The following is a 15,327-nucleotide window of genomic DNA, read 5'->3' as shown; positions in this document are numbered from 1 at the left end:
ATTGGTGTCATAAGAATCGAGACGACAGGATTTGAACCTGCGACCTCTTGCTCCCGAAGCAAGCGCTCTACCAAGCTGAGCCACGTCTCGTCAGCAATATTAATAATTTGGGGGAAACATTAATACATTATACACTTTTAGACGAAACTGTAAAGAGGGTAACGGATGAAAAAATTTTGAACGCAAGGAATAGGAACCAACGTTGACGATATGTGGCATTATTTTATATAATAATTGATAATCCAATTCTATAGTGTGGAACTTTGAAGAGGAATAGTAATTTGGATTTCGCCATCCAGAGAGCCGGCGTTTGGTGCAAGCCGGTTGGGGAATGCAGATGAACTCGCCTTGGAGTTATGATGCGCAAATCATCATCGTCTTGCCCGCGTTAAGGGTGCAAAGGGAGCTAGGACAAAGCATGTCCGACGCTAACTAGGGTGGTACCACGGGAAATCTCCTCTCGTCCCTAGCGATCATAACGCTACGGGTCGGGAGGTTTTTAATTTTAGGGAGTTCAATCAGTCGGTTATTGACTTTGATCCCGCATATCAAATTGTTGTTTCAAGGAGGATTTTGAATTATGGCGGACTATAACGTGCCCCATGACGTTTACCGTCCCCAGGCCATCGAACCGAAATGGCAGGCCTACTGGGATGAGCATCACACTTTCAAAACACGGGAAGAGTCGGGGAAACCGAAGTTTTATGCCCTTGACATGTTCCCTTATCCATCGGGAGCAGGCCTCCATGTAGGCCATCCGGAAGGCTATACGGCCACGGATATCGTCTCCCGCTTTAAACGGATGCGCGGATATAACGTTCTGCATCCGATGGGCTGGGATGCTTTCGGGCTGCCGGCGGAGCAGCATGCGCTCGATACGGGCGAACATCCGCGTGATATCACGGTGAAGAACATCAACAATTTCCGGCGCCAAATCAAGTCACTGGGCTTCTCCTACGATTGGGACCGCGAGATCAGTACGACGGATCCGAATTATTATAAATGGACGCAGTGGATTTTTATCCAGCTGTATAAAAAAGGTCTGGCCTATGTGGCCGAAGTTCCGGTGAACTGGTGCCCGGCATTGGGAACGGTGCTGGCGAACGAAGAGGTCATTGATGGCAAGAGCGAACGCGGCGGCCATCCGGTCATCCGCAAGCCGATGCGCCAATGGGTGCTGAAAATTACCGAATATGCCGAACGACTGCTGGAAGACCTGGAGGAGCTGGACTGGTCGGAAAGCATCAAGGATATGCAGCGCAACTGGATTGGGAAATCCGAAGGCGCCGAGGTCGTCTTCGAGATTGATGGACATGACGCATCTCTGACGGTCTTTACCACACGCCCGGATACGCTGTTTGGGGCTACTTATGCCGTGCTTGCGCCAGAACATGAACTGGTCAAGAAAATCACGACCGATGCTCAACGCGAAGCGGTTGAAGCTTACCAAGACCAAGCTGCGCGGAAGAGCGATCTGGAACGTACCGACCTTGCTAAGGAGAAAACCGGGGTGTTCACCGGTGCATACGCGATCAATCCGGTCAATGGCGAGAAGCTGCCGATCTGGATTGCCGACTACGTGCTGGCGGGTTACGGAACCGGTGCGATCATGGCCGTACCGGGGCATGATGAGCGCGACTATGAATTCGCCAAACAGTATGATCTGCCGATCATCGAGGTGGTCGAAGGCGGCGATCTGTCGAAAGAGGCTTACACGGGCGACGGAGCCCATGTGAACTCCGGCTTCCTGAACGGTCTGGGCAAAGAGGCAGCAATCAAGAAAATGATCTCCTGGCTGGAGGAAAACGGCAAAGGCCGCGGCAAAGTGACTTACCGCCTGCGCGACTGGCTGTTCAGCCGTCAGCGGTATTGGGGTGAGCCGATCCCGATTCTGCATCTGGAAGACGGCACGATGAAGCCGGTACCGGAAGATCAGCTGCCGCTGGTTCTGCCGGATGTGGATGCCATCAAACCGTCGGGTACCGGGGAATCGCCGCTGGCGAACGTGACCGAATGGGTGAACACGGTAGATCCGGAAACGGGGCTGCCAGCTCGCCGCGAAACGAATACGATGCCGCAATGGGCCGGAAGCTGCTGGTATTATCTGCGTTATATCGACCCGCACAACGACAAGGAGCTGTGCTCGAAGGAGAAGCAGCAGGAATGGCTGCCGGTTGACCTGTACATCGGTGGGGCTGAGCATGCAGTGCTTCACCTGCTCTACGCCCGCTTCTGGCATAAGGTGCTGTATGATCTCGGAGTGGTTACGACCAAAGAGCCGTTCCAAAAACTGGTAAACCAAGGGATGATCCTTGGCACCAACAATGAGAAGATGAGTAAATCCCGCGGCAACGTCATCAATCCGGACGAAATCGTTAACCAATACGGGGCGGATACGTTGCGCGTTTATGAAATGTTCATGGGACCGTTGGAAGCAACGAAGCCATGGAATGAAAGCGGCGTGGAGGGCATTCACCGCTTCCTGTCCCGCGTATGGCGTCTGTTTGTTGCTGAAGACGGCAGCCTGAATCCGAAAATTACAGCGGACGGCGGCAGCGACGAATTTAAACGCACTTGGCACAAGACGATTAAGAAAGTGACGGAGGATTTTGAAAACCTGCGCTTTAACACCGCGATCAGCCAGTTGATGATTTTCGTTAACGAGGCTTACAAAACGGATGCTGTGCCGAAAGCGGCAGCGGAAAACTTCGTGCAGATGCTGTCCCCGCTGGCACCGCATTTGGCGGAAGAGCTGTGGGAACGCCTTGGCCATACCGATACGATTACGTATGAACCATGGCCAACGTACGATGAGGCTTGGACAGTAGAATCCGAAGTTGAAATCGTCGTGCAAGTGAACGGAAAAATCGTAGAACGCACGAAAATTTCCAAAGACCTGGATCAAGCAGCTATGCAAGAACATAGCTTAAGCCTGCCGAACGTTCAGCAGGCTGTGGCTGGGAAGACGATTCGCAAAGTGATTGCGGTGCCAGGCAAGCTGGTGAATATCGTCGTCGGATAAGCCGCTTCCCTTCGTGAGGGCGTAGGTTTGTTCAGGAAATGGAGGCGGCCCCCGATCCGTCCGGCGGTTTGACGCCGGCAAAGGGGGCTTCCCTTTCCGGACATGACGGAGCATGATCCGAAGACGACGGCAGGGCATCCGGAATGGCCGGATGAAACAGCGCATGCAGCTTGCTGATATCGTCGTCGTATTTGCGATGAGTCGTATCGATCAGGCGGGCAAAAACCTCGCGCAGGCTGGAATCCAGCACAGCGATGCCTTCAGCGGTCACTCCTCCGGGGACGGCAACCCGTTCGATCAGTTGCTCGGGGTTCAGGCCGCCTTCGGTCAGCAGCTTGCCGGTGCCTAGCAGCATTTCCGAGCCGAGCGCAATCGCCTCCGCATAACCGATACCGGTTAATTCAGCGGCAGACTCGGCCCAAAGCTGCAGCATATGAGCAACGAAAGCCGGCCCGCAGCTGGATAAATCGGAAGCGATTCGAGTTTCGCTCTCTTTGAGAGTGATTGGCGTGCTGATTGAGGACATCAGCTGCTCCAGGAGCAGACGGTCTTCGGGGCGAATCCGCCCGCCGTAGATGCAGAGCGAAGCGCCGCTGTGAACGGAATGCGTGATGCTGGGAATGATTTTGGCGATTTTTGAGGGAATGGCAGCTTCTAAGGTTTCAATTTGAACGGGGCTCGTGATCGACACGACGATCTGTTTCTCATCGAGCACGTCCCGGATTTCCGCGATGACATCGGGGTAATCCAGGGGTTTTATGCACAAGAAGACGATTTTGCTTCCCTGGGCGGCTTCGGCATTGCTGCTGTACGCCCGCAGTCCGGGATGGCGCTGGGCCAGCCGTTTCGCTTTCGAGGGAGAGCGGTTGCTGGCACAAATATTTTGCGGGAGCAGCGCGCCGGAACGCAAAAACGCGTCAATGAGCAGGCTTCCCATGGCTCCGGTTCCGATGAAGGCGACTTTCATCCGGCTTCCCCTTTCCGTGCTTCGCGCACTGTATTGGTAAAACGTTAAAGTGATTGCACTCGTTCACTTGTTGTGGTATTGAGGCGGTTAGTCTTACGTTATTGCGATCCTACTTTTGCCGTTTCTACTTCACTTGTATAGATTGTATGCAGCTTGATTGGATCTTCATGACTATTGGCAGATTCTTTTAAGATGTTGAAAGAGGAGTGGAGTTACGATATGCGGAGGGAACTCGTATTGACGGCCATCGTTTCGGCTGCGATTGGCGCCGGATTGATGCTGCTGGCTACGGGCAGCCGCCCACCTGCAGGCATCGAAGGCTGGAGGCCGATCAATGCCGAGGTTAAGGCCGCACTGGCCACAGAAGGCTCGGCTGCGGATCCAGGCGGCGATAAGGCCTCTAAGCCCGCAGAAACTGCGTCAGCGGTGGACAAGCCTGGCGAAGAGGTGACTGGGAACGGCGCAGCCGGGAAAACAGAGCCAGGCGGCGGTTCAGGAGAGACGGTAACGAACGCGGATGCAGCAGGTCAGAACGCAGGGCCTAGTGCCGGGGCCGAATCGAACAGCGGAGTTGCAGCCTTTAAGGAAGAAGCCGGGAAATCAACGGATACGGGAAAGATCAGCATTAATCGCGCCGGATTGGCCGAGCTGCAGGAAATCCCCGGGATCGGCGAGAAGAAAGCCCAAGCTATCCTCGATTACCGGAATGCGCACGGCCCTTTTACCTCCATTGAAGAGTTGACTCAGGTGAAAGGCATCGGAGACAAAATGCTGGAGAAAATGAAGCCTTATATCGGGCTGTAAGGCTTGTGATCGAAAGATGACTTGCGAGGGTGATGATGGAATATGAATCCGGACAAACGCAAAGATTGGGATACGTATTTTATGGATATCGCTTATATGGTATCGACGCGGTCGCGGTGTAACCGACGTCATGTCGGCGCTGTGCTCGTTCAGGGCAAGAAGTTGCTGGGTACGGCATATAACGGAGCCCCTTCCGGCGTTCCGGACTGCTCGGAGGCCGGCTGTATGATTGCGGAAGAATACGAGCTGGTGGTGGAGGACGGACAGGAGAAAATGGTGAAGAAGCAGCGCTGCGTCCGCACCATTCATGCCGAGCAGAATCTGCTGTTGTTCACCGACCGGATCGACCGGGAAGGTTCCAGTGTTTACGTCACGGACGAGCCATGCTGGACTTGTGCCAATATGCTGGCCAACAGCGGCATTACGGAGATCGTGTTCCATCGGCCCTATCCGAAGGATACCGGCAAAGTGACGGCCATGATGGCGCAAAAAGGCATCACCTTCCGCCGTCTGGAAGGCTATCAACCGCCGCAGGAAACGATTGCGCACGTGGAAGAATAATTGAAATCTTACGATTGATCATCGAATGTGGAAGCACCTCATTCGCCTTAGGGCGGGTGGGGTGTTTTTTGTTTAGGTGGACTTGGGAGGGGATGTCCATGAACCGGAGGCCGTTAATCGCGATCGCCTGCGGTTGGATGGCTGGCAGCGGCTTGGCGGCAGCTTATGCCGGCTGGCGTTTTTGGCTGTTTGGGCTGGGATTATCGTTGGTATGTACGGCTATCGCCATCATTTGGCGTCAGTCGTGGCGGAGTCTCGCCTTGGCAGGGCTGGCTTTTTTGCTTGGAGGCGGCTATTGGCTGTATAACGAAGCGGGAAATGTGAGCCGGATCGGGCCGATGGTGGCTGGTGTGAATGTAGAAAAAGAAGCGAGAACGGGTACACGCCCTATAAAGGAGGGGGCGCAGCCACTTGACGGTCAACCCGTCCGTCTGGAGGGAACGATCGTGTCCACGCTAAGGGTTGACGGGGATCGGGCTGATTTTACGCTGAAGGCCGACCGCCTATCGCTAAAGTCTCCAGAGGGGAAAGCATCGGTGATGCAGGAGATTCCCCGAGGAGAAAAGGTAGCCGTCCAGCTGCGGCTGGCGTCGCAAAGCGAACAGCGTACGGCGGCCACCTGGCGTCGCGGGCTTCGGATTACGCTAAACGGAACGTTGGAGTCACCGCAGCCTGCCCGCAATTTTGGCGCGTTTGATTACCGCCGGTATTTACATTTGCAGCGGATCCATTGGCTGGTCAAAGCATCGGGTGTATCGTCCCTGAAGGCGGGACAGCCGACCCGAGGCGTCGCCGCAGCCTTGGGATATATCGATGCGCTGCGCGAACGTCTTGGTGAGCGTATTGAGGGGTTGTTTCCGGGCTGGCAAGCCGGTTATATGAAGGGGCTGCTGATTGGGCTGCAGGATGAGCTGGAGCCGGACAAATATGCGGAGTTTACACAGCTGGGACTTACGCATATCCTGGCCATCTCCGGCAGCCATGTCGCGATTAACGTGGCGCTTGTGTTCGGATTACTTCGCCTGTGCCGGGTGACGCGGGAGACGGCAATCACGGTTGCAATGATGTTCGTTCCGGGATACATGCTGCTTACCGGTTTCTCCCCATCGGTCATCCGGTCCGGGCTGATGACGATGCTGGGGCTGTATTTGCTAAGGCGCGGGCTGCTAAAAGACAGCCTGAATGTATTGGCCGCCGTTGCGATGCTGATGTTGATCTGGGAGCCGTATTATTTGCTGAACGTGAGCTTTCAGCTCTCGTTCGCTGTGACGGCGGGGCTGATCGTGTTCGTCCCGCGCTTAACTCCGTACCTGAGATGGCTGCCTGGTAAGATCGGGAATGCGGTGGCGATCACGTTGGCGGCGCAGCTGGTATCTTTTCCGCTGACCATTTTCTATTTTAATCAGTTCTCTTTCCTATCGATTCCGGCCAATTTGCTGCTGGTTCCGTTGATTGGTACCTTAGCGCTTCCGCTGGGAACAGGGGCGTTGCTGTTAGGGTTGTTATCGATCAAGCTGGGCGCCTGGGCGGCTCTTCCGGTACGTTGGCTGAACGAGGCAACGTTTGCAGCAACAAACTGGCTAAGTGCGCGCAGCGGCTTTATGACCTATTGGAAATCGCCATCGCTGCTTTGGATCGCGGCTTTTTATGCCGGGTGCTATCTGCTGGTGTATTGGGGACATCGCCGTGAGCGCTTTGCCGCCGAGGCCTTAGCTGTCAGTGGGCGGGATGACGAAACCGTTCCTTTGAATCCAGCTAAACGAGAGGCAGCTTTCGCTCATCTCAGCTGGAGTGAGTGGCCTCAGGACGTGCCTGGATTCCGGGCTCGGCTAGGGTTTCTTGGGAGATTGACAGCTGTTAGAACCGCCTGGGCCCAACAGGGTCACGGATTGGGGCCGATCGCAGACGCGCTTAGCCGATGGGTATGGACGAAACGAATGGATCTTCTGCGTTTGGGCGTAGCCATGGGCCTAGGGCTGCTGCTGATCACTGGATATCAACCGGCATACAGCCAAGGGACCGGCTATATCGAGTTCATCGATGTCGGCCAAGGTGATTGTGCCCTGATCACAACGCCATCTGGCAAGCATATTTTGGTGGACGGCGGCGGGACGGTATCGTTTCGCAAAGCGAAGGATGCGTGGCGGGAGCGGCGTGAACCTTTCGAGGTCGGGGCCAAAACGGTGGTTCCGCTGCTCAAGAAGCGCGGGATCCACCGCTTGGATGCGGTTATTTTAACGCACGGGGACCAGGATCATATCGGCGGACTGCAGGCGGTGCTTGATTCCATTCCCGTGGAGGCGCTGTTGATCAATGGCAGCCTGGCCGAGTCCAAGACGATGACGAGCTTGATGGAAACGGCGCTGACCCAGCGTATTCCGGTGTATTCGGCAAGCCGCGGCATGAAGCTGCAACCGGATGACGCCACCCTCTTGGAGGTGCTTTATCCCCTGATGCCTGAGGAGGCGCTTAACCCAATCCCCTTCGTGAAAGAACAAAATCACCGCTCGATCGTCTTTCGTTTAGATATGAATGGAGCTTCCTTTTTATTTACAGGTGATATGGATGAGGCGGCGGAGAAGGAGGTACTTGGGCTTGAAACGCTGACCGCTTTGCGAACGACAACGCCGAATCCCTCTTCGATCGATGTCATGAAAGTCGCCCACCACGGCAGCAAAACCTCTACCTCTGCAGCTTGGCTAGAATATTGGCAACCGGAAGCGGCAGTTATTTCGGTTGGCGCTTCAAACCTGTATGGCCACCCGCATCCTACGGTCATTGATCGGTTGAACGCTCAACAGATTCGAATCTATCGAACCGACAACCAAGGCGAGGTCCAAATGAGAGTTCGAGAGGGAAGAATCGAGGTTAGATATAAGCTGCTTCCAATCCCATAGAATCAGGCCTTTTCGCTGTTTGTAAGGATGACGGGGCCTTTTTTTTCTGGTATCCTTAGGTCAGATTGCTTAGAGGGTGGACTTCTAAAATATTTTTTAAAAATAGTAACAACATTGCAACATCTTGTCGGACATTAGCGTCTGTAAGGATGCAAGGAAGGGGGAGCCTTAGTGGTAGAGCAGGGACTCATCAGAGCCGCTCAAACGGGCGATCGCGACGCTCTAATCACCCTATTGCGAGAAATTGAAAGCCATGTGTACCGGACGGCCTATTATATTTTAAACAATGAACAGGATGCACATGATGCTGCTCAGGAAGCGCTCATTCGCATTTATACGAAAATCGGTTCCTATGAAGAAAAAGCGCAGTTCAAAACCTGGGTTCAGCGGATTGTGACCAACATCTGTATCGACAAATTTCGCAGAAATAAGCCAACCGTATCGATCGAAGAGCACGAAATGGTGTTTCAGGGGAATGATAGCGTAGAACGGGAAGTGATGTCGGGCTACTTGGCCGAGGACATCCGAAGCGCGATTGAACAATTGCCGGATCACCATCGGTCGGTGGTTGTGCTGAGGTATTTGCAAGATTTTTCGTATAACGAAATTGCTGACAGCTTGAATTTGCCGCTGAATACGGTGAAATCCTATTTATTTAGGGCAAGGCAACAGCTGCAACACTTACTCCAAGATTATCAGAAAGGTGGTGTATCAGGATGAAGTGCCCAGAGGCGGTGGAATGGATGCATCGTTATCTAGACCATGACTTAAATGAAGAGGAGACCTCTCTTCTCTTTGAGCATATGCGCAGTTGTGAAGAGTGCGCCGAAACGTTTGCGCTGCTTCGCAAGCTGTCTGCGCAATTGGAGGAGCTGCCGAAGGTAGTTCCGAACTATAGCCTCGTGGACGCGATCCTTCCGCAGTTGGATGAGATCGACCGGGCCCGCCGTGAAGGCGGCAGTGCTGCGGAGGAAATCGTGCTGCCGATGACAGCGGTGAAACGCGATGCGGATGCCGGTCAAGGTGGCATGCTGCCGAGCCGACGCAGTCTTCGTCGTCCTGATGCGGGAGCAGGAATGCGTCGGAGCCGGATTTACCGGTATGGGGCGCTTGGTGTGGCGGCGGTATTGATATTGGGCGTATTCATTTATCAATACGAACCGCGCACTGTATCCGATGCCGAGATCGCCATGGACACCGCGTTGGAATCGGCGAATGAGCAATCCTCGGCAGCCAACTCGGCGGACGATGCCGCGGGCAACGCTCGGCTGTTCAGTGACGACACCAATACCGGTGAGCCTGAGACCGGAGATTTGGACACTCCAGTGTCCAAAGATGTGGTTCCTCCGACTGAAGACTCGAATACCGGAGGCGCCCAAGATCGAATTGCTCCCGGGAATACACCGGATACCGGTTCTCCAGCGGTGACGCCGGGCAACCCCGGTGCAGGCGACAAAGCTCCAAGCGAGCCAAATCAAGGGAAGAACCATTCGTCCGGCAGCCCTTCGGTTCCAAATGGCGGCAGTGACAAGGCTCCTGTGCAGGAGCCAACATCGCCAGAAGCGGGAAATTCGGACCCTGCGGGCGATACGCAAGCTCCGGACAATCTGGAATATCCGATCGCAGATCAGCAAATGCTCATCGATGATCTCAGAGAGAAGTTTGGCATCGCGAGCTTTAATATCTGGACTTCTCCAGATGGCGCATTTGAAGCCGAGTTCAAGGACGGACACCTGTATGTATATCGTCTCGAAGCCGAGGAACGGAAACTGGTGGCTGATCAGGTGATCGATGGGAATTGGGTTGACGGGTCGTGGTCGGAAGCAGGCCATGTATTTACGTACGAGACAGAAATCGAGGGAACCCCTGCGGTTCATACCATCGATGCCGAGAAGGCGGCCACGGATGCTGCAAAAGGAACACAGCCCTAAAATAAGTGCAAAAGACGGACGAATTTGGGCGGTTTTTTGAACATGCGGCAGTCACCTTTTCAGGAGATATGGAATAGGTTATATATATAGTAGAGATAACGGATTAAACCCCTGATCGTCGTATGACCGCTGGCGGGAGAGTTTCTAGAGCTCTTTAGCCCGCGTTTATATAGATGTTCCGGGACAGAGGGATCTTTCGCCAAGAGGCAGAGGTCCCTCTGTTGCATTATAAGCGGTTGTTTAAAAAGTCATCTTGGGATCACGAAGTGTCTCAGGGAAGTGTTTTCGACGTCGAATCTTGAATTCAGCCGGGCCTTCCGTTGCTCACGTAGCCTCCGGCTACGCTCCGCTACTCAGTCCCTAAGCTTCATCCAACCTTCTCGGTGCTCCCAACCTGACTTTTTAAACCTTCATTGGAAGAGGTAGTTTAAAAAATCATCTTGGGATCACGAAGTGTCTCGGGGAAGTGTTCTCGACGTCGAATCTTGAATTCAGCCGGGCCTTGCGAGCTCGGTTCCTGGTATCCCCGTAGGCTAGCGGACTCCAGAGCCGCTATTTTCACATATCGTAGGCTTACCGATTCTAACGGACCGAGGAGACCTTATTCTGGACAAATCCAGCTAAAAGGGTGCTGGAAGTGCCCAATAAGGTCTCAGGTGTCCGTTACAGCGGGAAATAGCCGGGAAATGTACAAATAAGGGCTGTACGGTCCGTTACGTTACTTTAGGCCAACCTTAGGCCCATTTCGCGGTACATCGGAGCTGGAACAGTACAACCCCTGTCATGCAACTGAACATTTTCCGCCGCATCCCCGTCTAATAACAACCGCGCACGTTTCCCCTTGCTGTGACCTCAAGTAACTTGACGGTATTTCGACTGAACAACAATAAACAGAGCTTGGACGAATGCGTGAAATCGAAGTATGATGGAAGAAGGCAACAAAGTCGAAAGGGAGATACCGGATGGACGCAAAGCAAAAACAAGCGATAAAAGACATTAAGCAGGGGCGGGTCTCCCCGTTGTACGTATGTTACGGTACGGAGAAGTATCAAATTCAGGAGTTTGTTAGTTTGCTCCAGGATCAGCTGGTGGATCCGGATCAGAAGGATTTTGCCATCGCGACCTTTGATTTGGCGGAGACGCCGATTGAGGTGGTGGTCGAGGAGGCGGAGACGATGCCTTTTCTCGTGGAGCGCAAGCTGATCGTTGTACGCGACTCCACCCTGCTTGTAGCAGGCGGCAAGGAAGGCGGCAAGATTGAGCATAAAGTCGAGGCGCTGCTGACGTATATCGGCAACCCGGCAGAACATAGCGTCGTTGTGTTTGTCGTGAACGGTGAAAAGCTGGACGAGCGAAAGAAGGTTGTCAAAGCGATCAAGGCGGCGGGTACGGTGTTGTCCTTTTTGCCGCTTGGCGGCGGCGAGCTTGTTCAGTGGGTTGTGCAAGAGGTAGAGAAGCGAGGTTGCCGAATTGGACGGGATGCCGCGGAAGCATTAATTGCGGCAAGCGGTGTGCAGATGGCTGTATTGGCTGCGGAAATGGACAAGCTCTGCTTGTACGCCGGAGCCGGCGGCATGATCGATACTGCTGCGGTGGAGCAGCTGGTGGCGCGCAGCACAGAGCAGAACGTGTTCGTGATGGTGGAGCATATCGCCGCGATTCGGCTGGAGCAGGCGCTGGGCATTTTCTACGAGCTGCTGAAGCAACGTGAGGAACCGATTAAAATTGCGGCGCTGATCGCCCGCCAGTTCCGGATTATGCTGCAGGTGAAGGAGCTCGCCCGCCAAAGCTATTCGCAGCAGCAAATTGCCTCCCAGCTGAGCCTGCATCCGTACGTCGTCAAGCTGGCCGGCGACCAGGCCCGGAAGTTTGAGACCGGCCGCCTGAAGGCGATTTTGTCCGAGCTGGCCGAACTGGACTACCGGATGAAGAGCGGGCAGATCGACAAAGTCCTGGGGCTGGAGCTGTTCCTGCTAAAACTGGCGGCTTGAGGTACAAGCCCGACCTAAACAATAACCAAAAAGACCTGAACGATTTATCGTTCAGGTCTTTTTGAGCTTCGTATCATTTAACGAGACTTACGCTTGGGACGTAAGTTCGTTTAATTTTTTAGCCAAGCGGGATTTCTTACGGGCAGCTGCATTTTTGTGGATCAGACCTTTCGTAACGGCTTTGTCCAATTTTTTGGTAGCAGCCACGAAAGCAGCTTTAGCTGCTTCAACTTCGTTGTTCGCCAGAGCGGTGTCAACTGTCTTCACAGCCGTACGCAGGGCGGATTTTTGCGAAGCGTTCAACGCGCGGCGTTTGTCGCTCGTTTTTACGCGTTTGATTGCGGATTTAATGTTAGGCATTGCATTCACCTCCTGTAAAGCATATATCAACCCAGATGATTCACAACTTAAAATATTTTATCACGCAAGATAGCAAAAAGCAATAAATTCATCATACCGAATCTCTCGATTTCGCGCAAGTTTTTCAGCCTCGCAGAAGGGATGTATAAACCCATTCCCTCTCCCGCACAATAAAGGCAATCAGAGGAAATGGAGGTCTTATGGCATGAACTTGGACTTGCGCGAATATTCCGTACGCACTGACTTGGCCGTTGAATCAAAGGAAATGGCGGAGACGATCCATGGCGGCCCGGTCCCTGGGCTCAATGAGCAGGTCGAGGAACAGGACGGGATCAAGATTACCCGTCTGGATGTGACCGATGAGGCAGCCTCGCGGCAAATTGGACGAATCCAGGGGCATTATGTGACGCTGGAGGTTCCCGGTCTCCGCAATCAGGATACCGAGCTGCAGGAGAAGGTGGCTGCGGCGTTCGCCAAGGAGTTTACTGCATTTTTAAATAAAATCGGGGTTGGACCGGAGGCGAAGACGTTGATCGTTGGCCTCGGCAACTGGAACGTCACGCCGGATGCGCTTGGACCGCTGGTGGTGGAAAATGTGATGGTCACCCGCCATTATTTTGAGCTGACACCGGACCAGGTAGCGCCAGGTTACCGCGAGGTTAGCGCGATTGCCCCCGGGGTGCTTGGCATTACCGGTATTGAATCCAGCGAAGTGGTGCAGGGGATCGTGGATCGGACAAAACCCGATCTCATCATCGCCATCGATGCGCTGGCTTCGCGCTCGTTGGAGCGGGTGAATACCACGATCCAGATCGCCGATATCGGCATACATCCCGGCTCAGGGATCGGCAATAAGCGGCGGGGGCTGACCAAGGAAATTTTGGGCGTGCCTTGTATCGCCATCGGCGTTCCAACGGTGTGCTACGCATCGACGATCGTAAATAATGTATTGGATTTGATGAAAAATCATTTTAACCAGGAAAGCGACGACGGAAAAGCTCCGACCAAGCAGATCATGGGCATGCTGAACGACCTGAGCGAAAACGAGCGTCTGGGTCTCGTCAAAGAGGTGCTTGAACCGCTCGGCCATGATTTGATCGTCACGCCGAAGGAAATTGATGAATTCATCGAGGACGTCGCCAACGTCATTGCAAGCGGACTCAACATCTCGCTGCATGAGGCAGTTACTCCGGATAACGTGGCGTCCTACACGCATTAATGAGCTACGCCGCTTCTAGTACCTTCTCCTAAAATCTCTAGGAAATCCGCGAATCTAGCGGATTTCTTTTTTTGTGTGAGAATTTGAGGTTCTAGCCTTTCAACTAGGTTCATAGATTTGGAATATAGTTTGAAAGCGGCTGGAGGAGGACATGCATATGAAATTCAAGGCTTGGAATCTAGGGAAAATGAGAAGGAATCTGCTTCATGTGTTGGCGATGGGACGCACCTTTTTGCTGCTGTCGGTCATGTCGGTGATCTTCTTCGTCATGCTGGGGGTGCTGGGGATCGCTGAGAAACAGCTGAACACCTCTCCTGTCTCCTCGATGAAAGGACTGGCGGCCTCGCTGTCCAGCGGATTCTTCATGGATATGGTTGGCATGGAGCTGCCGCATGTGGCTAGCGAGAAGCAGACCCCGGCGATTTCCGGGCGGCAGGTGACGAACTTCGTCTTTCAGCTGTTGACGGACGTGAATCCGTCCGATCCAAAGAGCTTGGTAGCCCGGGAAGTCCCAGGGCTTGGCGCTGACAGTCCGATCCTGCTGCGCACCGGCTCCGGCAACGGGACGGCCCAGGCTCCGGAGGACTACCGGCCAGGCGCAGGAGCCGACGGAAGTGCGCCGGATCACCCGGAACCGGATATCCCCGATGACGGAAGTAACGCGGATCTCGGGAAGGACGGCGACAATTCGGACACAGCACAGCCGCCAGCAGTGGAACCGGGGAAGACGGACGGCACGTCCGGGGATCAGGAGGAGCCTTCCATCAAGCCGGGCAATAAAAATATCGTGATGATCTATCATTCCCATCCGCAAGAATCTTTTAATCCCGTGCTTGGCACGAATGTAGATAATCCGAGCTCGGCGGAGGATAAGAAGAACGTAGGCTTAGTTGGAGAGGCCTTGGCGAAAGAGCTGGAACGCAGAGGGGTCGCAACCTTACACACGTACGAAAATTATGCGGCCAAGGTGAGCAATTACAACTACAACTACTCATATAAATATTCACGAGAGACTGTCAAACAAGCGATGGCTGAAAACGGTCAGCTGCAATATTTTATCGATATTCACCGCGACTCGCAGCGCCACGACAAAACGACAACAACCATCAACGGTGTGAATTATGCCCAGGTATACTTCATTATCGGACACGGGAACAAGAATTGGCGCGAGAATGAGAAATTCGCCAGCTCCATCCATGAACGGTTGGAGAAGGCGTATCCCGGGATTTCCAGAGGCATCTGGGGGAAGACGTCTTCCCAAGGCAACGGGGAATATAACCAGTCGCTGTCGCCGAACAGCGTGCTGATCGAAATCGGCGGCATCGACAACAGCCAGGAAGAGCTGGAGCGTACCGCCAAGGTGCTGGCCGGAATTTTGGCCGATCTGTATTGGGAAAGTCAGGACGCGGAGAAAGCAGGCAAGCTGTCGAAGAGCAGTACGAACGGCATCGCTAGCGGCAGCGCAAAGAGCACGGACAAGTCCGCTGGCACCACGAACAAAGGCGCGGGCAGTTCCAATAAGTCTTCGGACAGCGTGAACAAAGGAACGAACAGCAAAAACAAGAAATCTTGATT

Annotated in this window: 11 protein-coding genes, 1 tRNA gene and 1 other annotated feature; of the genes, 9 read left to right on the top strand and 3 right to left on the bottom strand. The window is 53.8% G+C overall.

What is annotated here, in order from left to right; genetic code table 11:
• Window positions 1–16: 16 nt before the first annotated feature.
• A tRNA-Pro gene (locus NSQ80_RS14505) sits at window positions 17–90 on the bottom strand.
• Window positions 91–254: 164 nt separating this feature from the next.
• Window positions 255–471: a binding site (T-box leader), on the top strand.
• Between the two features lie 109 nt (window positions 472–580).
• Between NSQ80_RS14505 and leuS the strand changes: the two genes are divergently transcribed.
• Window positions 581–3,022 (top strand): leucine--tRNA ligase, encoded by a 2,442-nt coding sequence (gene leuS, locus NSQ80_RS14500; RefSeq protein ID WP_260071932.1) that lies wholly within the window; start codon window positions 581–583, stop codon window positions 3,020–3,022.
• Window positions 3,023–3,053: 31 nt separating this feature from the next.
• Here leuS and comER read toward each other — a convergent pair whose 3' ends face one another.
• Entirely contained in the window at window positions 3,054–3,989 is a 936-nt protein-coding gene (gene comER, locus NSQ80_RS14495; RefSeq protein ID WP_009224150.1) for a late competence protein ComER, read from the bottom strand.
• Between the two features lie 219 nt (window positions 3,990–4,208).
• Here comER and NSQ80_RS14490 point away from each other — a divergent pair, with 219 nt between their 5' ends.
• From NSQ80_RS14490 to holA, 6 genes are all read left to right on the top strand, one after another.
• The gene (locus NSQ80_RS14490) at window positions 4,209–4,793 is read left to right on the top strand and encodes a ComEA family DNA-binding protein (protein ID WP_260071933.1); all 585 of its coding nucleotides are present in this window, start codon (window positions 4,209–4,211) and stop codon (window positions 4,791–4,793) included.
• A 42-nt stretch (window positions 4,794–4,835) separates the two neighbouring features.
• Window positions 4,836–5,354, top strand: coding sequence for a dCMP deaminase family protein (locus NSQ80_RS14485; protein WP_016311414.1), 519 nt, complete (start codon window positions 4,836–4,838; stop codon window positions 5,352–5,354).
• A gap of 98 nt (window positions 5,355–5,452) precedes the next feature.
• Entirely contained in the window at window positions 5,453–8,251 is a 2,799-nt protein-coding gene (locus tag NSQ80_RS14480; RefSeq protein ID WP_260071934.1) for a ComEC/Rec2 family competence protein, read from the top strand.
• A 171-nt stretch (window positions 8,252–8,422) separates the two neighbouring features.
• The gene (locus tag NSQ80_RS14475; protein WP_009224146.1) at window positions 8,423–8,971 is read left to right on the top strand and encodes a sigma-70 family RNA polymerase sigma factor; all 549 of its coding nucleotides are present in this window, start codon (window positions 8,423–8,425) and stop codon (window positions 8,969–8,971) included.
• On the top strand, window positions 8,968–10,182 hold the full coding sequence (locus tag NSQ80_RS14470; RefSeq protein ID WP_339299584.1) for an anti-sigma factor: 1,215 nt from the start codon (window positions 8,968–8,970) through the stop codon (window positions 10,180–10,182). Before NSQ80_RS14475 ends, NSQ80_RS14470 begins: the two co-directional genes overlap by 4 nt.
• A gap of 962 nt (window positions 10,183–11,144) precedes the next feature.
• Complete coding sequence (holA, locus tag NSQ80_RS14465) at window positions 11,145–12,173, top strand: DNA polymerase III subunit delta (RefSeq protein ID WP_009224144.1); 1,029 nt, start codon at window positions 11,145–11,147, stop codon at window positions 12,171–12,173.
• Between the two features lie 87 nt (window positions 12,174–12,260).
• Here holA and rpsT read toward each other — a convergent pair whose 3' ends face one another.
• Window positions 12,261–12,533, bottom strand: coding sequence for a 30S ribosomal protein S20 (rpsT, locus tag NSQ80_RS14460; RefSeq protein ID WP_016311419.1), 273 nt, complete (start codon window positions 12,531–12,533; stop codon window positions 12,261–12,263).
• A gap of 205 nt (window positions 12,534–12,738) precedes the next feature.
• On the opposite strand from rpsT, the gene gpr reads away from it, so the two are divergent.
• Together gpr and NSQ80_RS14450 are read left to right on the top strand one after the other, a co-directional pair.
• On the top strand, window positions 12,739–13,752 hold the full coding sequence (gpr, locus tag NSQ80_RS14455; protein ID WP_009224142.1) for a GPR endopeptidase: 1,014 nt from the start codon (window positions 12,739–12,741) through the stop codon (window positions 13,750–13,752).
• 157 nt (window positions 13,753–13,909) lie between these two features.
• The gene (locus NSQ80_RS14450) at window positions 13,910–15,325 is read left to right on the top strand and encodes a stage II sporulation protein P (RefSeq protein ID WP_339299576.1); all 1,416 of its coding nucleotides are present in this window, start codon (window positions 13,910–13,912) and stop codon (window positions 15,323–15,325) included.
• The last annotated feature ends 2 nt before the right edge of the window (window positions 15,326–15,327 follow it).

The sequence above is a fragment of the Paenibacillus sp. FSL K6-2441 genome (assembly GCF_037964765.1).
Taxonomy (GTDB): domain Bacteria; phylum Bacillota; class Bacilli; order Paenibacillales; family Paenibacillaceae; genus Fontibacillus; species Fontibacillus phoenicis.
This window is presented reverse-complemented; position numbering and strand designations above follow the sequence as displayed.